The sequence below is a fragment of the Streptomyces sp. TE5632 genome, assembly GCF_054061295.1.
Window position 1 is genome coordinate 1,413,948 of record NZ_JBSSEA010000003.1, and the last position, 18,040, is coordinate 1,431,987.

15 protein-coding genes and 1 pseudogene are annotated in these 18,040 nt (G+C 70.6%); 4 read left to right on the top strand and 12 right to left on the bottom strand.

All coding sequences use genetic code 11. The features are described from left to right. Positions 1-201: 201 nt before the first annotated feature. From ACVW19_RS11535 to ACVW19_RS11555, 5 genes are all read right to left on the bottom strand, one after another. Complete coding sequence (locus ACVW19_RS11535; protein ID WP_457458984.1) at positions 202-1,110, bottom strand: ABC transporter permease; 909 nt, start codon at positions 1,108-1,110, stop codon at positions 202-204. Further along, the gene (locus ACVW19_RS11540) at positions 1,107-3,773 is read right to left on the bottom strand and encodes an alpha/beta fold hydrolase (protein WP_457458986.1); all 2,667 of its coding nucleotides are present in this window, start codon (positions 3,771-3,773) and stop codon (positions 1,107-1,109) included. The genes ACVW19_RS11535 and ACVW19_RS11540 overlap by 4 nt, the downstream gene beginning before the upstream one ends. Before the next feature lie 193 nt (positions 3,774-3,966). Beyond that, positions 3,967-4,818 (bottom strand): methyltransferase domain-containing protein, encoded by an 852-nt coding sequence (locus tag ACVW19_RS11545; protein WP_457458988.1) that lies wholly within the window; start codon positions 4,816-4,818, stop codon positions 3,967-3,969. Positions 4,819-5,438: 620 nt separating this feature from the next. After that, positions 5,439-5,654, bottom strand: a complete 216-nt coding sequence (locus tag ACVW19_RS11550; RefSeq protein WP_457458990.1) for a DUF397 domain-containing protein — start codon at positions 5,652-5,654, stop codon at positions 5,439-5,441. Next, positions 5,651-6,481, bottom strand: a complete 831-nt coding sequence (locus ACVW19_RS11555; protein WP_457458992.1) for a helix-turn-helix domain-containing protein — start codon at positions 6,479-6,481, stop codon at positions 5,651-5,653. The genes ACVW19_RS11550 and ACVW19_RS11555 overlap by 4 nt, the downstream gene beginning before the upstream one ends. Positions 6,482-6,610: 129 nt before the next feature. On the opposite strand from ACVW19_RS11555, the gene ACVW19_RS11560 reads away from it, so the two are divergent. Both ACVW19_RS11560 and ACVW19_RS11565 read left to right on the top strand, forming a co-directional pair. Further along, on the top strand, positions 6,611-6,844 hold the full coding sequence (locus tag ACVW19_RS11560; RefSeq protein ID WP_457458993.1) for a hypothetical protein: 234 nt from the start codon (positions 6,611-6,613) through the stop codon (positions 6,842-6,844). Then, positions 6,841-7,050: a hypothetical protein gene (locus ACVW19_RS11565; protein ID WP_457458995.1), complete on the top strand. Its 210-nt coding sequence runs from the start codon at positions 6,841-6,843 to the stop codon at positions 7,048-7,050. The genes ACVW19_RS11560 and ACVW19_RS11565 overlap by 4 nt, the downstream gene beginning before the upstream one ends. 290 nt (positions 7,051-7,340) lie before the next feature. Here the strand turns inward: ACVW19_RS11565 and mmsA are convergent, their stop codons facing one another. The 3 genes and pseudogenes from mmsA to iolC form a co-directional block, all read right to left on the bottom strand. Then, the gene (mmsA, locus tag ACVW19_RS11570) at positions 7,341-8,843 is read right to left on the bottom strand and encodes a CoA-acylating methylmalonate-semialdehyde dehydrogenase (protein ID WP_457458997.1); all 1,503 of its coding nucleotides are present in this window, start codon (positions 8,841-8,843) and stop codon (positions 7,341-7,343) included. Between the two features lie 219 nt (positions 8,844-9,062). After that, positions 9,063-9,134 (bottom strand): annotated as a pseudogene (locus ACVW19_RS11575) (5-deoxy-glucuronate isomerase); the annotation flags it as partial. Between the two features lie 53 nt (positions 9,135-9,187). Then, positions 9,188-10,138 (bottom strand): 5-dehydro-2-deoxygluconokinase, encoded by a 951-nt coding sequence (iolC, locus tag ACVW19_RS11580; protein ID WP_457458999.1) that lies wholly within the window; start codon positions 10,136-10,138, stop codon positions 9,188-9,190. 426 nt (positions 10,139-10,564) lie between these two features. On the opposite strand from iolC, the gene ACVW19_RS11585 reads away from it, so the two are divergent. Further along, entirely contained in the window at positions 10,565-10,765 is a 201-nt protein-coding gene (locus tag ACVW19_RS11585) for a helix-turn-helix transcriptional regulator (RefSeq protein WP_457459001.1), read from the top strand. 49 nt (positions 10,766-10,814) lie between these two features. Here ACVW19_RS11585 and ACVW19_RS11590 read toward each other — a convergent pair whose 3' ends face one another. Then, positions 10,815-11,858 (bottom strand): zinc-dependent alcohol dehydrogenase family protein, encoded by a 1,044-nt coding sequence (locus ACVW19_RS11590; protein WP_457459003.1) that lies wholly within the window; start codon positions 11,856-11,858, stop codon positions 10,815-10,817. A gap of 263 nt (positions 11,859-12,121) precedes the next feature. On the opposite strand from ACVW19_RS11590, the gene ACVW19_RS11595 reads away from it, so the two are divergent. Beyond that, complete coding sequence (locus ACVW19_RS11595; protein ID WP_457459005.1) at positions 12,122-12,361, top strand: heavy-metal-associated domain-containing protein; 240 nt, start codon at positions 12,122-12,124, stop codon at positions 12,359-12,361. A gap of 674 nt (positions 12,362-13,035) precedes the next feature. On the opposite strand, the gene ACVW19_RS11600 is transcribed toward ACVW19_RS11595, so the two are convergent. From ACVW19_RS11600 to darG, 3 genes are all read right to left on the bottom strand, one after another. Continuing rightward, positions 13,036-14,325 carry a citrate synthase gene (locus tag ACVW19_RS11600; RefSeq protein ID WP_457459007.1) on the bottom strand — a complete coding sequence of 430 codons (1,290 nt, stop codon included), beginning with the start codon at positions 14,323-14,325 and terminating at the stop codon, positions 13,036-13,038. Between the two features lie 242 nt (positions 14,326-14,567). Continuing rightward, the gene (gene recD2, locus ACVW19_RS11605; RefSeq protein WP_457459009.1) at positions 14,568-16,820 is read right to left on the bottom strand and encodes an SF1B family DNA helicase RecD2; all 2,253 of its coding nucleotides are present in this window, start codon (positions 16,818-16,820) and stop codon (positions 14,568-14,570) included. 131 nt (positions 16,821-16,951) lie between these two features. Next, positions 16,952-18,040: a type II toxin-antitoxin system antitoxin DNA ADP-ribosyl glycohydrolase DarG gene (gene darG, locus ACVW19_RS11610; protein WP_457459011.1), complete on the bottom strand. Its 1,089-nt coding sequence runs from the start codon at positions 18,038-18,040 to the stop codon at positions 16,952-16,954.

Below are 18,040 nucleotides of genomic sequence, written 5' to 3' on the forward strand. Positions count from 1 at the left end.
GGCGGAGCCGGGAGGCTGGTACGCGGACACCACGGCATGCTCACCGTCGGGGATGCCTGCGGAAGGTGCCGGTGTACCGCGGACGGAGCAGCACAGCGCTTTCCTTTCTCGTGGCGTCGCAAGCCCTTCTGCTTCATCAACACGACGCACGGGAATCGGTTGCGCAGGTTCACCCGCTTGGCCCACTCTGAGCGTTCGCGGCTACGACACCACGTCCTTGCGGGCGAAACCGCGGAAGGCCAGTGCGAACAGCACGAACGCGTACGTCACCGAGACCGCGGTACCCTGGATCATGCCGGACCACTCCGGGTCCGGCTGGACGGCGTCCGCCCAGGCGAACTGCCAGTGCGCGGGCAGGAAGTCCCGCCAGTCGCCGAGGGCGGTCACCGCGTCGAGGACGTTGCCGACGATGGTCAGTCCGACGGCGCCGCCGACCGCGCCCAGCGGGGCGTCGGTGCGCGTCGACAGCCAGAACGCGAGCCCGGCGGTGACCAGCTGGGACACGAAGATGTACGCCACGACCACCACGAGCCGCTGCGCCGCCGTCGCGGGGTCCAGCGAGCCTCCGGTGGGGATCTGCAGCGGGCCCCAGCCGTAGGCGGCGGTGCCGACGGCGAGCGCGACGACCGGCAGCAGCACCATCGCGGCGAGGCTGAGCCCCAGTCCGACGACGAGCTTGGACCACAGCAGCCGCATCCGCGGCACCGGCGCGGCGAGCAGGTAGCGCAGCGAGGACCAGCCGGCCTCCGAGGCGACCGTGTCCCCGCAGAACAGGGCGACCGGGATGACCAGCAGGAAGCCCGCCGAGACGAACAGGTTCACGGCGGCGAAGTTGGCGCCGGAGGCGGTGGCCGTGTCCATCAGGGTGATCCGGCCCTCCCGGCCCTCCGGCTCACCGCCGATCGCGAAGGCGACGACCAGGACGAACGGCAGGGCGGCGAGGATCGCGCCCATGACGAGCGTGCGGCGGCGCTTCAGCTGCCGGACCAGCTCGACCCGTAGCGGCAGGGTGCGGCCCGCGCGGTAGCCGTCGGCCACCTCCACGGGCCTGGCCGGCTCCGTGGAGGCGGCCGGCTCCGTGGGCCCGTTCCGCTCGGTGAGCGTGCTCATGCGGAACCTCCGATCAACGTGAGGAAGGCGTCTTCGAGGCGGCGGTGCGGGCCCACCGACTCCACCGGCACGTCCAGCCGGACCAGTTCGGCGACCAGGCGGGCGGCGGTGCCGTCGGCGTCGAGGCGGACCAGCAGCCCGTCCTCGACGCGGACCGCCGAGGCGACGCCCGGCAGGGCGGCCACCTTCTCGGCGAGCGGCTCGTCCACGGGGGATGCGGTGCCCACGAGCAGGGTGTCCCCGGAGCCGACGATCTCCCGCACCGGACCGGCCTGGACCAGCCTGCCGCGGTCCATGACGACGAGGTGGGTGCAGGACTGCTCCACCTCCGACAGCAGATGGCTGGAGACGATCACCGTGCGGCCGGCGGCCGCGTACCGGATCATCACCTCGCGCATCTCGCGGATCTGCGGCGGGTCCAGCCCGTTGGTCGGCTCGTCCAGGATGAGCAGGTCGGGCAGGCCGAGCATGGCCTGGGCGATGGCCAGGCGCTGGCGCATGCCCTGGGAGTAGGTGCGCACCGCGCGGGCGAGGGCGTCGCCGAGGCCCGCGATCTCCAGGGCCTCGTCCAGGTGGGCGTCCTCGGCCGGGCGCCCGGTGGCCTGCCAGTACAGCTCCAGGTTCTCCCGGCCGGACAGGTACGGCAGGAAGCCCGCGCCCTCGACGAAGGCGCCGACCCGGGAGAGCACCGGGGCACCGGGGCGGATCGCGTGACCGAAGACGCGGATCTCGCCGCCGTCGGGGGTGATCAGGCCCATCAGCATGCGCAGGGTGGTGGTCTTGCCCGCGCCGTTCGGCCCGAGCAGACCGAGGACCTGGCCCTGCTCCACACGGAAGGACAGGTTCCGTACGGCGTACCGGTCGGTGGAGCGGACGTAGCGCTTGCTCAGGTCCGTGATCTGCAGGGGCACGTCCGCGAGTGCGGGGTCGGGGGGCGCGGCGGCCGTGCGGCGGCGGCCGGTGAGCACCAGGACGAGGGCGGTCACGGCTCCGGCGAGCGGCAGCCACCACACCCACGCGGGCAGCGGGGCCGCCGCGGTGGTCACCCCGGGCGCGGTGGGGACGGTGAGGTCGCCCTTGAGGGAGACGGTGTACGTCGCCGGGGCGGCCGGTGAGGCGTAGCCGAGGTCGGTGGAGGCGAGGACCAGGCGCAGGCGGTGGCCCTGCCGGACCTCGTGGTCGACGGCCGGGAAGGTGACGGTCACGTCCTTGCCCGCCTTGGCGTCCTCGACGCGGACCGGGGTGACCAGCTGGGAGGGCAGCACCTGCTGCCGCCCGTCCGGGCCGACGTCGTACACCTTTCCGAAGAGGACGGCGTCGTCGCTGGTCGACCTCACGTGCACGGTGGCCGTCGGCGATCCGGTGATCCGCAGGTCGCCGGTGACCGGGGCCGACTCGAAGCGGGCGTGCTGGCCGGGGAAGTCCAGGGAGACGCCGACGCCGAGCGAGGAGAGCTGGGAAAGGCCGCCGGCGCCGCCGAGGCCGGGCAGGGCGGAGACGGCGGGCGGGCTGGCGCCGGCCGGGTTGGCGAAGCTCTGCTCGCCTCCGGTGAGCGGGACGTCCTTGCCGTCACCGGTCAGGCCCGGGTAGCGGTCCGCGCTCGCGCCGCTCAGCACGGCCCGCCCGTTGGTGGAGTCGACGCCGCCGGTGCGGGTGACGCGGAAGGCGGGGCCGGTGTCGGCCCCCTTGTCCTCCTTCAGGTACCGGTCGAACCAGGCCCGGGTCCGGTCGCGGATCCGGTCCGCCTCCGGTTCACCGCCGTCGTGCCCGCCGGCGATCCAGTCGACGTCGACCGGGGCGCCGTTCGCCCGGATCGCCTTCGCGGCGGCGTCGGCGTGGCCGAGCGGGAACAGGGAGTCGTTCTGGCCCTGCATCAGCAGCGTCGGTACGTCGATGCGGTCGGCCACGGCGGACGGGGACCGCTCTTCGAGCAGCTTGACGGCCTCGGCGTCCGGGGTGCCGGACTCGGCGACCCGCTCGTACATCCGGCACAGCGCGGGTTCGAACTTCTCGCAGCCGCCGCCGGAGTTGACGAAGACGCCCGCCCACAGCTTCTTGAACACGCCGTTCGGGAAGAGCGCTTCGGCGAGGTCGAAGTAGGTGATCGCGGGGGCGATGGCGTCCACCCGGTCGTCGTGCCCGGCGGTGAGCAGCGCGATGGCGCCGCCGTAGGAGGCGCCGGCCATGCCGAGGCGCGGGTCGCCGGCCTCGTCCAGCTGCACCTCGGGCTGCTTCGCCAGCCAGTCGATGAGCCGGGAGACGTCGGCGACCTCGCCCTTCGGGTCGTTCAGCCCGATCTTCCCGGTGGACTCGCCGAAGCTGCGCGCGGACCAGGTCAGCACCGCGTACCCCTCGCGCGCGAGTTCCTCGGCCTGCTGCCGTACGTCGTCCTTGCTGCCGCCGAAGCCGTGCCCGAGCAGCACGGCGGGGCGGCGGCCGTCCGGGCCGGCGGTGAAGTACGAGGTGTCGATGCGCACCCCGTCGGCCGTATTCGCGATCCGGTCGGTCCGGCTGACCGCGGGCGCCGCGTCCTCGGCGGCGACGGCGGTCCACGTACCGGCCCCGGCGAGCACGACGGCGGCCCCCACGGCGGCCATCGCCCGCCGCGACCGCCGCCATCGGGGCCACCGCACTCCGGGCCGGCCGGGCATTCGAAGATCCATGCGTCAACCGTACGGGGTCGCTCCCTCCGTACGGTGCCGACCGCAGACCGAACCGGGCGACCTCCCAGCGGCGTACGGAACCGCCGCCGTGTACCGCGTCCGCAGTACGCGGCGGGACGCACGCTCCGGCCGAAGGTCCGCTCAGCCGCCGAACGCCATCCGCCGGCGCGGCGCCGGGCGTGCCCGCTCCTGGTCACCGAGGCCGGTAGGCGGTGGCCAGCACGGAGACGGTGACCCGGTCGGGCAGGAGGCCCTCATCGGCCAGGTCCGCACGGCTCACGTGGCGTGCACTCGGCGTCATCCCCACCAGGTCGAGAGCCTCCTGCTGGGTCAGAGGCACGGTGTACTGGACCTTTTCGGTGACGGCCGCCTCGAAGAAGGGATCCAGCGCCTGGTGCAGGCGCTGTTCCTTGGACGGATCGATCGTGACCATCGCGCGCATCCGGTCACGCAGCTCGGCCAGGTGCTGTCCGGTGGGACGGACCACGACCAGCCGGCCGGTGGGGCGGAGCACTCGGTGGAACTCCGCCGGGTTGCGCGGGGCGAACACGTCCAACACCACATCGGCCACCCCGTCGGCCAGTGGAAAGGGGCGGAAGACGTCCCAGGCCACCGCGGCGGCTCGGTCGTGGGCGCGGGCCGCCGAGCGCAGCGCGCGCACCGATGTGTCCAGCCCCAGGCCACGGGCGCCGGGCAGCCGGGCGAGTACGCCGGCCAGGTAGTAGCCCGTGCCGCATCCGACGTCCACAACCGTGGCCTGCTCAGGTGCGGCGTCGGCCGCCAGGCGGGCGACGGCTGTGCGGAGGGGCGCGTAGGTGCCGGTGGACAGGAAGCGGTCCCGGGCCCGGGCCATGGCCGCGTCGTCACCGCTGGTGGCACGGGTGCCCGTCAGCAGGCCGGCGTAGCCGTGGCGGGCGATGTCGAAGGTGTGGCCCGCTGGGCAGCGCAGTGCGCCGCAGTCGGGGTGCAGGCGGTGCGTGCGGCACGTGGGGCAGCGCAGCAGGTCGAGGGAGAGTTCGAGGGCAGGGGGAAGCGACACGGGCACGGGGCACTCCTGGCAAGGGTGAAGGGAAGAGGGCCGTGCCTGCACGCGCGCTCAGGAAAGAACGGACAGCGCCGGAACGTGGTTCACGCAGCAGGCACACCAAGGAGGGCGACGCCGTCCGGCATCGCCCTCAGCGCCTTCCGATCACAGGAAGCAGCAGTGCGGGGTGCTCATGAATGCCACGCCATGAGTCTACGAGGGGTCACGAGCATCCGGCGGGGTACAGGACTGGATGGCGTCCCGTCGGGTGGTGCAGGGTTCAAGGCGCGAATCCGCAGGTTCCCGTCGACGTCAGGGCTTTCCGGGCACGCGACAGGTGACGGCACGTCAGCCCACTGATCGGGCGGTCGCGGCCTCGTACGTGTGCGACGCCGGGACAGGAGCCCGCACCCCGGGCGTGACACACCGCCCCGAAAGCGTGAGCACTTTGGCCGCCACTGTCCTGATGAGGCTCATGTGAGCGCTCTGATGACACTTGTCCGCCGACTGCTCACGTTTTTCCGCACCGCATCCGTCCCCGGCCCCGGCCCCGGCCCCGCAGAGTCGGCACCGGGCAGATCCCCCTGCACCACCCGGCGGGACACCGTCTCCCCGCCGATGCAGGGGTCAGCGGCTACGCATCAGGCAGCCGGAGAACCGGGCCCCTTGAGGGTGCCGAGGAAGGCGGTCCAGGCGGTGGTGGGGAAGCGGAGCACCGGGCCGTGCGGGGTCTTGCTGTCACGGACGGGGACAACGTCGGGAAAGCCGTCGGCGACCTCGACGCAGTTCCCGTCGCCCCCTTCGCTGTAGCTCGACTTGCGCCAGGCGACGGCGGTGAGATCGGGGGTGCGGCTCATGACGGGTAATCCTCCATGACACGCTCGATGAACGCCACCGACTCTGGTGGCGACAGCGCCAAGTCTCTTACCTGATCGTAGGCCAAGCGGTACTTCTGAAGGTTCTCGGCCTCGTCCAACAGCTCACCCGACGCGTTGCCTTCCAGGTAGACAACCCCTCCTCCGTCCTCCTGCCAGAGCAAGGAGAGGGAGCCGTACCCCTTCAGAGAATGGAATCCTGCCGCCAGCGGTAGCACTTGAAGAGTGGTGGAGGACTGCTCGGCAGAGAAGCGGAGATGAGCCAACTGTTCCGCCCAGACCTTCTGGTCCGCAATCGGGCACCGCAACACCGACTCGTCGAGAATCACGCGAATGTTCGGCGGCGGCTTGCGGTGCAGCACGTCCTGTCGGCCGACACGAGCGGCAACCTGCTCCTCCAGATCTTCCTCGGTGCGTCCCGGCCACAGAGAGAGAACGGCTCTGGCGTACGCCTCCGTCTGGAACAGACCGGGGATCGTCAGCATGTACTTGTGCATGATGGTGGCGGTGGCCTCGTACCGCATGAACATCTTGTAGCCACCCTTGAACACCTCCACCCGGGCCAGCTTCCACAACCGAACCAGCAGGTCTCCGGTCCCGTAGTACGTGTCCAGGTCCTCCATCACCGGTCGCTTGGAGATGCGTTCGGCGGCTTCCAGCCGGTACAGGTAGCTCTTGTCGTAGTTGGTGTCCTCGGCGAGCTGGCTCAGCGACTTGCCCGCCTTCTCGCGGAGGTAGCGCAGGGTGCTGCCGAGCGCGCCCCGCGCGGAGTCCTCGTTACTGTCCTGCTGCTCCGGCCGTACGTTCATCGGCCAACTCCCCTGCCCCTCGTACCGCGTCTGCTGCCTCGCGGAGCGGCAACGCGTCGGCCCTGGTCACGCCACCTGCTCAGCGTGATGCTTCGAGTGCAACACGTGACGAACGACCGGAGCAGGTAAATGACGGACAAGGAACTCGAAGCGGTGATGGACGGCATTCAGCAGGCGGAGGCCGTGCGGGAGGAGTTGGGGGTGGCGCTGGCCGGTGTCGGGGTCACACTGCCCTCGCTGGCGCTGGACGTCCCCACGGTCGCGGCATGCCACGCCGTCCCGCTCATCGACCTCGGGCGCTGCAACCTGGAGACCGCTCGCAGGCTCGCGGCCGTTCTGCGGGCAGCCGGAACGGCGCGGTGAGCGGGGGGACGGAGCCGCTCACGGCTGACGAGCGGCGCCTGATGCTGCGGTTGCTGGCCTGCCTGAGGAACGGCCTGGTGTGCGCGGCCGAGGAAGGCCGGGACGAGTCGCCGCCGGAGTCCGCGCCGCGGGGAGGCGGGCGGCCGCTGAGCGAGCGGCTCCGGGAACTCAACCACTGGAGCAGTCACCGGGACGGCCTGCGGTGACCGGGCGGCAGTCGGACGTGGACTGGCTCGCACCACCTCGGGGAACGGAAAGCCTCCCGCGCGGCAGCCTGGTGGAGGACCCGGAATCCGGACGCGTGGGGATCCTCCAGGACGTCACGGCGTACGTGCCTCCCTGGCGAGGGGATCAGCGCCCGCGTCCGACCGCGTTCGTACGTCCCGTCGGTGGGGGCCGGGAGTGGACCGCGCCCCCGGAGCGGTTGCGTCGGGCCGACGGCCGGGACCGTGGGGGTGAGCACGGTCCCGGCCGGCCGGGATGACGGTCCGCGCCGTCAGTGGTTGCGGGGGAAGCCCAGGTCGACGCCGGCCGGGGCGTCGGCGGGGTCGGGCCAGCGGGTGGTGACGACCTTGCCGCGGGTGTAGAAGTGCGTGCCGTCGTTGCCGTAGATGTGGTGGTCGCCGAAGAGGGAGTCCTTCCAGCCGCCGAAGGAGTGGTAGCCGACGGGGACCGGGATCGGCACGTTCACGCCGACCATGCCGGCCTCGACCTCCAGCTGGAAGCGGCGGGCGGCGCCGCCGTCCCGGGTGAAGATCGCGGTGCCGTTGCCGTACGGCGAGGCGTTGATCAGGTCCAGGGCCTCCTCGTACGTCTCGGTGCGCAGCACGCACAGCACCGGGCCGAAGATCTCGTCCTGGTAGGCCTTCGCGGACGTGGGCACCCTGTCCAGCAGGGAGATGCCGATCCAGTGGCCGCCCTCGTGGCCCTCGACGGTGTGGCCGGTGCCGTCCAGGACGACCTCGGCGCCCTCGCCCGCCGCGTTCGCCACGTAGGAGGCGACCTTGTCGCGGTGGGCCTTGGTGATCAGCGGGCCCATCTCGGAGGCCGGGTCGTTGCCGGGACCGATCTTGATCTTCTCGGCGCGCTCGCGGATCTTCTCCACCAGGGTGTCGCCGATCGCGCCGACGGCGACGACCGCGGAGATCGCCATGCAGCGCTCCCCCGCCGAGCCGTAGGCGGCGGAGACGGCGGCGTCGGCCGCCGCGTCCAGGTCGGCGTCGGGCAGCACCAGCATGTGGTTCTTGGCGCCGCCCAGGGCCTGGACGCGCTTGCCGTTCGCCGAGGCGGTGGTGTGGATGTAGCGGGCGATCGGCGTGGAGCCGACGAACGAGACGGCCTTGACGTCGGGGTGGGCGAGGAGGCGGTCGACGGCCAGTTTGTCGCCGTGGACGACGTTGAAGACGCCGTCCGGCAGCCCGGCCTCCGACAGCAGTTCGGCGAGGCGGACGGCGGCCGACGGGTCCTTCTCGGACGGCTTCAGCACGAAGGTGTTGCCGCAGGCGATGGCCAGCGGGAACATCCACAGCGGCACCATCGCGGGGAAGTTGAACGGGGTGATGCCCGCCACGACGCCCAGCGGCTGGCGGATCGAGGCGACGTCGACCCGGCTGGCGACCTCCGTGGACAGCTCGCCCTTCAGCTGCACGCTGATCCCGCAGGCCAGGTCGACGATCTCCAGTCCGCGCGCGACCTCGCCGAGCGCGTCGGAGTGCACCTTGCCGTGCTCGGCGGTGATCAGCGCGGCGATCTCGTCGCGGTGCGCGTCCAGCAGCGCCCGGAACGCGAAGAGGACGGAGGTCCGCTGGGCCAGGGAGGACCGCCCCCAGGTCAGGTACGCCTCCTTGGCGGCGGCGACCGCGGCGTCCACCTCCTCCACGGAGGCGAACGCGACCTTCGTGGTGACCTCGCCGGTCGCCGGGTCGGTCACCGGCCCGTACGTGCCCGACGTGCCTTCGGCGGTCTTGCCGCCGATCCAGTGGTTGACGATCTTCGTCATGACCGAGTACTCCTTCGCAGAGGGCGGCGCCGGTTCTTCACGTGCCATGGATTCATCAGGTTCATCCCACCAGCATCGGGCTCGTGGCGCGCCCGACACACTGTCGGGCGTTCTGGTCTCCCCGTAGACACTTGGGCCGGGGGAAGCCGGGGTGGGGCGGGGTGGGCCGCGGTGACGGCCGGGGACCTCCGGCGCGGGGCCGTAGCGGGCGGGGAGTCATCGCACGCACTTCGCTCCTGCCAAAGCAAAGCGGCCTCCCGCGCCGGAGGCGATCGGTGCCGGGGCCGGCCGTCAGCGGCGCCCCGGGATACGGCCGGAACTCACGCGGCCGGGTTTCAGCCCGGTCATCGCACGGCCCCCGCGGTGACCGCCGCCTCGATCTCGTCCTCGGTGGGCATGGCGGACGAGCACTCGAGCCGGGAGGCGACGATGGCTCCGGCGGCGTTGGCGTACCGCATGGTCCGCTCCAGGCTCCAGCCGGCGAGCAGACCGTGACAGAGGGAGCCGCCGAAGGCGTCGCCGGCGCCGAGGCCGTTGAGGACGTTCACCGGGAGCGGCGGGACCTCGGCGCTCTCACCCGTGGCGCTGACCGCGAGGACGCCCTTCGGTCCCTGCTTGACCACGGCGAGTTCGACGCCGGCGGCCAGCAGCGCGCGGGCGGCGGCATGGGGTTCGCGGACGCCGGTGGCGACCTCCACCTCGTCCAGGTTGCCCACGGCGACGGTGGTGTGGCGCAGGGCCTCCTGGTAGAAGGGGCGGGCCTGGTCGGGAGCGCGCCAGAACATCGGGCGCCAGTCCAGGTCGAAGACGGTGGTGCCGGCCTTGGCCCGGTGGGCGAGCGCGCCGAGGGTCGCGGTGCGGCTGGGCTCCTCGCTCAGTCCGGTGCCGGTGACCCAGAAGACGCTCGCGTCACGGATGGCGTCCAGGTCGAGTTCGTGGGCGTGGATCTCCAGGTCGGGGGCCTTGGGCAGACGGTAGAAGTACAGCGGGAAGTCGTCCGGCGGGAACACCTCGCAGAAGGTGACCGGGGTGGGCAGCCCGGGGACCGCGGTGACCCAGCGGTCGTCCACGCCGAAGTCGCGCAGCTCCTGGTGGAGGTAGGTGCCGAAGGGATCGTCGCCGGTGCGGCTGATCACCGCCGTGTGCCGTCCGAGACGGGCGGCGGCGACCGCGACGTTCGTCGCCGAGCCGCCGAGGAACTTGCCGAAGGAGGTGACCTGCGGAAGCGGGACACCGGTCTGGAGCGGGTAGAGGTCCACTCCGATACGGCCCATGGTGATCAGGTCGTACGCCATCGCGATCGCGTTCCCTTCGTGCCGTGTCGCGGTGTCCGGTGGTCCCGGGTCGTCCTGGTACGGCTCTCCCCCGGTTTCTAGCCGTGGAGCGAAGCCCTGTCAATGTTTTGTCCAGACATACGGACCAGATCTCGACAGGGCCTCCTCGCACCCGGCCGGTTCGACCGGGGCACCCCGAACGGATCAACCCGCCCCGCCGACGAACCGGCGAAGGCCTTTGCGTCACTTGTGCCACAAACACCTCGCTCCTGTCACAGATGTCCCGCGCAGGCGGCTCTTCCGTCACGCCCCGCGCACAACCGCCAACCCGCTCCGTAACGCGTCGTTCACCGGGCAGAACGCTGGGTGATCGCCAGCGCAGCACCCGGCTCCCCCTGACGGCCGCCCCCTGGCCGCCTCCGTGGTGCTCGCGGGGAGGAACGACGCATGACCGACCGACGTCTGTGGTCGTACAAGGACATCGCGGCACACATCAAGGTGCAGCCGGACACCGTGCGCTCCTACCGCAAGCACGGTCTGCTGCCCCCGCCCGACCACGTGGAGAGCGGCAAACCGTACTGGTACGCGGACACGGTGCGCCGCTGGGTGGCGGCCCGGCCCGGCAACCGGAGCCGCAGGGACGGCTGACCCGTACGGCGCCGCCCGTGCCCGGCCGAGGCCGGGGCACGGGCGGTCCTCAGTTCCAGGGCTCGATGACCGTCGCGCCCGCGCCCGGAGCCGTGCCCATCGCCGCCAGGGCCGACGGGACGGCGTCCAGGCCGATGGTGCGCGTCACCAGCAGGTCGGGGCGCAGGACGCCCGCCCGGACCAGCTCCAGCATCGGGGGATAGGTGTGCGCGGCCATGCCGTGGCTGCCGAGGAGTTCGAGCTCCAGGGCGACGGCACGGGCCATCGGCACCGGGGTCGTGCCCGTCGGTGAGGGCAGCAGGCCGACCTGGACGTGGCGGCCCCGGCGACGCAGGCCGTTCACGGAGGCGGCGCAGGTGGCGGGCGAGCCCAGGGCGTCCAGGGAGAGGTGGGCGCCCCCGCCGGTGAGGTCGCGGACCGCGGCCGCGGTGTCCTGCGTCTCGGACCCGTCCACGCACTGGGCCGCGCCGAACTTCCGGGCCAGGTCCAGGGCCCGGGGGGACACGTCGACGGCGACGACCCGGGCGCCCGAGGCCGCCGCGATCATCACGGCCGACAGGCCCACCCCGCCGCAGCCGTGCACCGCGACGAACTCCCCCGCCGCCACCCGGCCCTGCTGCACCACCGCCCGGTAGGCCGTGGCGAAACGGCAGCCCAGGGAGGCGGCCGTCGCGAAGGACATGCCCTCGGGGACGTCGACCAGGTTCACGTCGGCGTGGTCCAGGGCCACGTACTGGGCGAACGAGCCCCAGTGGGTGAAGCCGGGCTGGGTCTGCCGCTCGCACACCTGCTGGTCCCCGGCCGCGCAGGCCGGACAGCTCCCGCAGGCGCAGACGAAGGGGACGGTGACCCGGTCGCCGACCCGCCGGCCGGTGACCCGCGCGCCGACCGCCTCGACCACACCGGCCAGTTCATGGCCGGGCACGTGCGGCAGCGTGATGTCCGGGTCGTGGCCCTGCCAGCCGTGCCAGTCGCTGCGGCACAGGCCGGTGGCCTCGACCCGCACCACGACCCCGTGCTCCGCGGGCTCCGGGTCCGCGACCTCCCGCACCTCGGCCGGTTCCCCGTACCGCTCGAACACCACCGCCCGCATGACCGGCCCGCCTTCCGTCCGCGCCGGCGGTGCGGGGCGACCGGCGCGGAGTGCCGTACGCGCACCCCGGCGCCTCCCCTGCCCCTCCCGGCGATCACCGTTTGCGGCGGAACGCTATCCGCGAACCTCCGCCTTGTCGCGGGTGGCTCCTTGATCCGGGAGAGCCCCGGCGGTCCTGGATTCATACCCCCTAGGGGTATAGACTGAAAAACGTGGCCCCGCGGGCCCCTCCACCCCACACGTCTCGACGAGGGAGTAATGACATGACCACCCAGACCGACACCCAGGGCTCCGTCACCGCCACCTACAAGGTGAGCGGCATGAGCTGCGGCCACTGCGAGGGCGCCGTCTCCGGCGAGATCTCCGAGCTCCCCGGGGTCGCCTCGGTGAAGGCCGTCGCCGCCACCGGCGTGGTCACCGTCGTCTCCGCGGCCCCGCTCGACGAGGAGGCCGTCCGCGCCGCCGTCGACGAGGCCGGCTTCGAACTGGCCGGCAAGGCCTGAGGGCACGGCGCCCCGGCCGGCCCTCGCCGCACCGGCCGACCCGCCGTCAAAGGGCGTTTCATTGAGATCTCGACCTGATGAACCCCTGGAGTCCGGTACGACCTTTCACATAAGCTCTTCACAAGGCGTACGCACCGTCCTTACGCTTGGGCCCCATTGGCGATACCGGGGCTCTTGTGCATGTAACGGACATACGCAGGAGACGCAGATCACAGTGAAGTGAACGTAACCATCGAAGGGGTTCGAAGGTCTAAGTTGGCGATGTCGGGAAGCGTCTTGGGGGGCGCGACCTGGCATCTGGGGATGTCTTTGGGGGACTTTCCCAGACTGCGTTGCCGGGGCACGTACTTCGGAGAGCTTTGAGCGGCCCTCCCGACCGTGCGCTGTCCCGGCAGACCGCATGGGGGCAGTGAGTTCCGTTCTGCTCATTGTGCTCACACAGCGATTCAGGCGCTGTTCTTCACAGACGCCCGGCCGGATCCCGTGGGGGGAATCCGCACCGGGACATGGGAAGGCGCCCTGACGTCGGCCCGTGGGGGGACCGGCGCGGGGCGCCTTCTCGCTTTTCCCGAGACTCGCTTCCGGCCCGAGCGGCCCGGCCCGCTGACGAAAACACCGGACGGCACACCCCTGAGGGCATGCCGTCCGGTGTCCGTACCGGCGACCGGCGTCGGTCAGCGCTGCTCGACCGGGATGAAGTCCCGCTCCACCACGCCCGTGTAGATCTGGCGCGGGCGGCCGATGCGGGAGCCCGGCTCCTTGATCATCTCGTGCCACTGGGCGATCCAGCCCGGAAGGCGGCCGAGGGCGAACAGGACCGTGAACATCTCGGTCGGGAAGCCCATGGCCCGGTAGATCAGACCGGTGTAGAAGTCCACGTTCGGGTAGAGGCTGCGCGAGACGAAGTAGTCGTCGGAGAGCGCGTGCTCCTCCAGCTTCAGCGCGATGTCCAGCAGCTCGTCGGACTTGCCGAGAGCGGACAGCACCTCGTGCGCGGCGGCCTTGATGATCTTGGCGCGGGGGTCGAAGTTCTTGTAGACCCGGTGGCCGAAGCCCATCAGGCGGACGCCGTCCTCCTTGTTCTTCACCTTGCGGATGAAGGAGTCGACGTCGCCACCGTCGGCCTGGATGCCCTCGAGCATCTCCAGGACCGACTGGTTGGCGCCACCGTGCAGCGGGCCCCACAGGGCGGAGATGCCGGCGGAGATCGAGGCGAACATGTTCGCCTGCGAGGAACCGACCAGACGCACCGTGGAGGTCGAGCAGTTCTGCTCGTGGTCCGCGTGCAGGATGAGCAGCTTGTCCAGGGCGGAGACGACGACCGGGTCGAGCTCGTACTCCTGGGCCGGGACCGAGAAGGTCATGCGCAGGAAGTTCTCGACGTAACCGAGGTCGTTGCGCGGGAAGACGAACGGGTGACCGATCGACTTCTTGTACGCGTAGGCCGCGATGGTCGGAAGCTTGGCGAGCAACCGGGTGGTGGAGAGGTTGCGCTGGCGCTCGTCGAAGGGGTTGTGGCTGTCCTGGTAGAACGTGGACAGCGCCGAGACGACCGACGACAGCATGGCCATCGGGTGGGCGTCGCGCGGGAAGCCCTTGTAGAAGTTCTTGACATCCTCGTGCAGCAGGGTGTGCTGCGTGATGTTGTTCCTGAACACGCTGAGTTCGTCGACGGTCGGCAGCTCACCGTTGATCAGCAGGTAGGCGACCTCCAGGAAGGAGGAGCGCTCGGCCAGCTGCTCGATCGGGTACCCGCGGTAACGGAGGATGCCCCCCTCACCGTCCAGGTACGTGATCGCGGATTTGTATGCGGCGGTGTTGCCGTAGCCGCTGTCCAGCGTCACCAGTCCGGTCTGGGCGCGGAGCTTCCCGATGTCGAAGCCCTTGTCGCCGACGCTGCTGTCGACCACCGGGTAGGTGTACTCGCCGTCGCCGTACCGCAGTACTACAGAGTTGTCGCTCACGTCTTCCCTCACCGACGTAGTGCCTCATCTTCGAGGTGCCCTGACTGTCTCTACCATCCCCCACTTGGCTCAGGAGAGTGCACTCGGGGTCGACCATCGGGCCTATCGGCGGCACTGAGTGCCGCCAACTTTCTCATCCTGCCCGTTGCGTTCAACTTCCGGAAGCCCTTGTGACCTTTGCGACTCATTTGATCGATCATTTTTCTTCCGGGATCGGGGCGAAGAACCGCAACAACGGCGGATCAGACGCCCGCGAGCCGGAAGTCGAGCGCCGTACAGCGCCTGCCCGCCGACACCGTGCGGACCGCCTGTCCGATCGCCCTGCGGGAGCCGACGAGGACGACCAGCCGCTTGGCCCGGGTGACCGCCGTGTAGAGCAGGTTGCGCTGGAGCATCATCCAGGCGCCCGTGGTCACCGGGATGACGACGGCCGGGTACTCGCTGCCCTGGGAGCGGTGGATGGTCACCGCGTAGGCGTGCGCCAGTTCGTCCAGTTCGTCGAACTCGTACGGCACCTCCTCGTCCTCGTCCGTCAGCACCGTCAGCCGCTGTTCGACCGGGTCGAGCGAGGTGACCACGCCGACGGTGCCGTTGAAGACCCCGTTCTCACCCTTTTCATAATTGTTACGGATCTGGGTGACCTTGTCGCCGACACGGAAGACCCGGCCGCCGAACCGCTTCTCGGGCAGGTCGGGCCGGCCGGGAGTGACGGCCTGCTGGAGCAGTCCGTTCAGCGTGCCGGCGCCGGCCGGGCCCCGGTGCATGGGGGCCAGGACCTGCACGTCCCGCCGCGGGTCGAGCCCGAACCTCGCCGGGATGCGGCGCGCGGCGACGTCCACGGTGAGCCGGCCGGCCTCCTCGGTGTCGTCCTCGACGAAGAGGAAGAAGTCCTTCATGCCGTCGGTGACCGGGTGTTGCCCGGCGTTGATCCGGTGCGCGTTGGTCACCACGCCCGACTGCTGGGCCTGGCGGAAGACGCGGGTGAGGCGGACGGCGGGGACGGGACTGCCGTCGGCCAGCAGGTCCCGGAGCACCTCGCCCGCGCCGACGCTGGGGAGCTGGTCGACGTCCCCGACGAAGAGGAGGTGCGCGCCCGGGGCCACCGCCTTGACCAGCTTGTTGGCCAGCAGCAGATCGAGCATGGACGCCTCGTCGACCACCACCAGGTCGGCGTCCAGCGGCCGGTCCCGGTCGTAGGCGGCGTCCCCGCCGGGCTTGAGCTCCAGCAGGCGGTGGACGGTGGAGGCCTCGGCGCCGGTCAGCTCGGCCAGGCGCTTGGCGGCGCGGCCGGTCGGCGCGGCGAGCACCACCTTGGCCTTCCTGGCGCGGGCCAGCTCCACGATGGAGCGGACGGTGAACGACTTGCCGCAGCCGGGGCCGCCGGTGAGGACCGCGACCTTCTCGGTGAGCGCCAGCTTCACGGCGGCCTCCTGCTCGGGAGCCAGGTCGGCTCCCGTACGCCCCTTGAGCCAGCCGAGGGCCTTCGCCCAGTCCACGTCCCGGAAGCCCGGCATCCGGTCCTCGCCGGTGCGCAGGAGGCGCAGCAACTGGGCGGAGAGGGAGAGCTCGGCGCGGTGGAAGGGGACGAGGTAGACGGCGGTGATCGGGTCGCCGCCCTGCGGGTCGGGCACCTTCTCCCGTACGACGCCGGGGTCCTCGCCCTCCTCCGGCTCGGCGGCCAGCTCGGCGAGGCACTCGATGACGAGCCCGGTGTCCACCTGGAGCAGCTTCACCGCGTCGGCGATCAGCTTCTCCTCGGGGAGGTAGCAGTGCCCCTGGTCGGTGGCCTGCGACAGCGCGTACTGCAGACCGGCCTTGACCCGGTCCGGACTGTCGTGCGGGATGCCCACGGACTGGGCGATCTTGTCGGCGGTGAGGAAGCCGATGCCCCAGACGTCGGACGCCAGCCGGTAGGGCTGGTTCTTCACCACGGAGATCGAGGCGTCCCCGTACTTCTTGTAGATCCGCACCGCGATCGACGTCGACACCTCGACGGTCTGGAGGAAGAGCATGACCTCCTTGATCGCCTTCTGCTCCTCCCAGGCGTCGGCGATCTTCTTGGTCCGCTTGGGCCCGAGGCCGGGCACCTCGATGAGCCGCTTGGGCTCCTCCTCGATGACGGTCAGGGTGTCCAGCCCGAAGTGCTGGGTGATGCGGTCGGCGAAGACCGGCCCGATGCCCTTGACCAGCCCGGAACCGAGGTAGCGCCGGATGCCCTGGACGGTGGCCGGGAGCAACGTCGTGTAGTTCTCGACGTGGAACTGCTTCCCGTACTGCGGGTGCGACCCCCAGCGCCCCTCCATCCGCAGCGACTCGCCCACCTGGGCCCCGAGCAGCGCCCCGACGACGGTGAGCAGGTCGGCGGCGCCCCTGCCGGTGTCGACGCGGGCGACCGTGTAACCGTTCTCCTCGTTGGCGTACGTGATGCGCTCCAGCACACCTTCGAGCGTGGCGAGCCGCCGCTCACCGGGGGCCGCCGCGGACTGATTGGACATGCTCCGACCGTACCGGTGGGCTGTGACAGGGCGCCGGGGCGTTCGGTTTCAGCGCCGGGAATCCGCTTTGAGCCCTTGGAGGAAGGGGGCGAAGGCCCCTGGCGGGACGGCGAGGGCCGGGGCCTGTTCCCTCACGCGGGTGAGCCGACTTCATGGGAGGGCAGAAGGCCGGCCTCGGACAGACGTTGCCATGCTGTGCGCACATGAGCCCGCGTGAACATGCGCTGCTTACGCTCATTCCATCCGCTGATGCACGCTGCAACGGCGTCAGGGCTTGGTGGCGGCGTGACCAATTCTTCTGCAGCGAACAGGACGGTGCTCAGGAGTTCCATGCCGAAGGCGTCCTCGAAACCAGCCGTCAGCTCGTGGAATTTAGTCGCAATCTCCTCGAACTCCGGGTACTGCTCAAGAAGCCGCTCGGCTTCGTCCACGGAGCCCTTGTCAATTTCAAGGATCGCCTGAGCTCCACTGGTGCCGTCCCCATACCCCGTGATGAAGTGCCCCTCCATCGCCGATACCGCCCTGTCCAAGGGCTGCGAGTACGGACCGTAGATCCCCTTTTCGAAATGAAGACCCAGAGGCAGCCGCAACTTCTGCAGAAGATATGAAATCTTGTGCGCTTCGAGCAGCGAAACGCGAGGCTCAAAGGCAAGCCCCCGCGAGATTCCACTACGGATATAGCGGTCGAGCGCAGCAAGGAAAGCGGCACGCTCGCGGTTCATGGGGGGCGCTTCGGTGGCGTTCGGCATGGAGGGGGCACTCGGTGCGCCGGACGGTTCCCACACCCGGACCTCGACCCCGGGGATCGTGCCCAGCGCCTGGCGAATCATGGGCTCGACCTCACGCCAGGAAAGACCTCCGTTGCCGCACCCGAGCGGAGGGACCGCGATCGACCCGATTCCCCTCTCGACGATCTCGTCACGCAATGCGACAAGCCCCGAGGCGATGTCCTCGATCCGGGACGGCGCGCGCCAGTGACGCTTGGTCGGGAAGTTGATGATAAAACCGGGGCCCGCCATCTGTCCGACCTCATGCACATGCATTCGGCCGACCGTCACATCCCCGCGATCACAGGACGCCTTGTAATCCTTGAAATTCTCCGGATAGGCCCGCTTGAACTGCAAGGCGATGCCCTTGCCCATAACACCCACGGTGTTGACCGTGTTCACAAGGGCATCGACATCCGCCAGAAGCAGATTGCCGGTGCCGCGCGTAATCAT

Bases quoted from the DNA above. Each gene is read 5' to 3' on its own strand.
- ACVW19_RS11535 (WP_457458984.1), bottom strand. From the start codon at position 1,110: ATGAGCACGCTCACCGAGCGGAACGGGCCCACGGAGCCGGCCGCCTCC.
- ACVW19_RS11540 (WP_457458986.1), bottom strand. From the start codon at position 3,773: ATGGATCTTCGAATGCCCGGCCGGCCCGGAGTGCGGTGGCCCCGATGG.
- ACVW19_RS11550 (WP_457458990.1), bottom strand. From the start codon at position 5,654: ATGAGCCGCACCCCCGATCTCACCGCCGTCGCCTGGCGCAAGTCGAGC.
- ACVW19_RS11555 (WP_457458992.1), bottom strand. From the start codon at position 6,481: ATGAACGTACGGCCGGAGCAGCAGGACAGTAACGAGGACTCCGCGCGG.
- ACVW19_RS11560 (WP_457458993.1), top strand. From the start codon at position 6,611: ATGACGGACAAGGAACTCGAAGCGGTGATGGACGGCATTCAGCAGGCG.
- mmsA (WP_457458997.1), bottom strand. From the start codon at position 8,843: ATGACGAAGATCGTCAACCACTGGATCGGCGGCAAGACCGCCGAAGGC.
- iolC (WP_457458999.1), bottom strand. From the start codon at position 10,138: ATGGCGTACGACCTGATCACCATGGGCCGTATCGGAGTGGACCTCTAC.
- ACVW19_RS11585 (WP_457459001.1), top strand. From the start codon at position 10,565: ATGACCGACCGACGTCTGTGGTCGTACAAGGACATCGCGGCACACATC.
- ACVW19_RS11590 (WP_457459003.1), bottom strand. From the start codon at position 11,858: ATGCGGGCGGTGGTGTTCGAGCGGTACGGGGAACCGGCCGAGGTGCGG.
- ACVW19_RS11595 (WP_457459005.1), top strand. From the start codon at position 12,122: ATGACCACCCAGACCGACACCCAGGGCTCCGTCACCGCCACCTACAAG.
- recD2 (WP_457459009.1), bottom strand. From the start codon at position 16,820: ATGTCCAATCAGTCCGCGGCGGCCCCCGGTGAGCGGCGGCTCGCCACG.
- darG (WP_457459011.1), bottom strand. From the start codon at position 18,040: ATGATTACGCGCGGCACCGGCAATCTGCTTCTGGCGGATGTCGATGCC.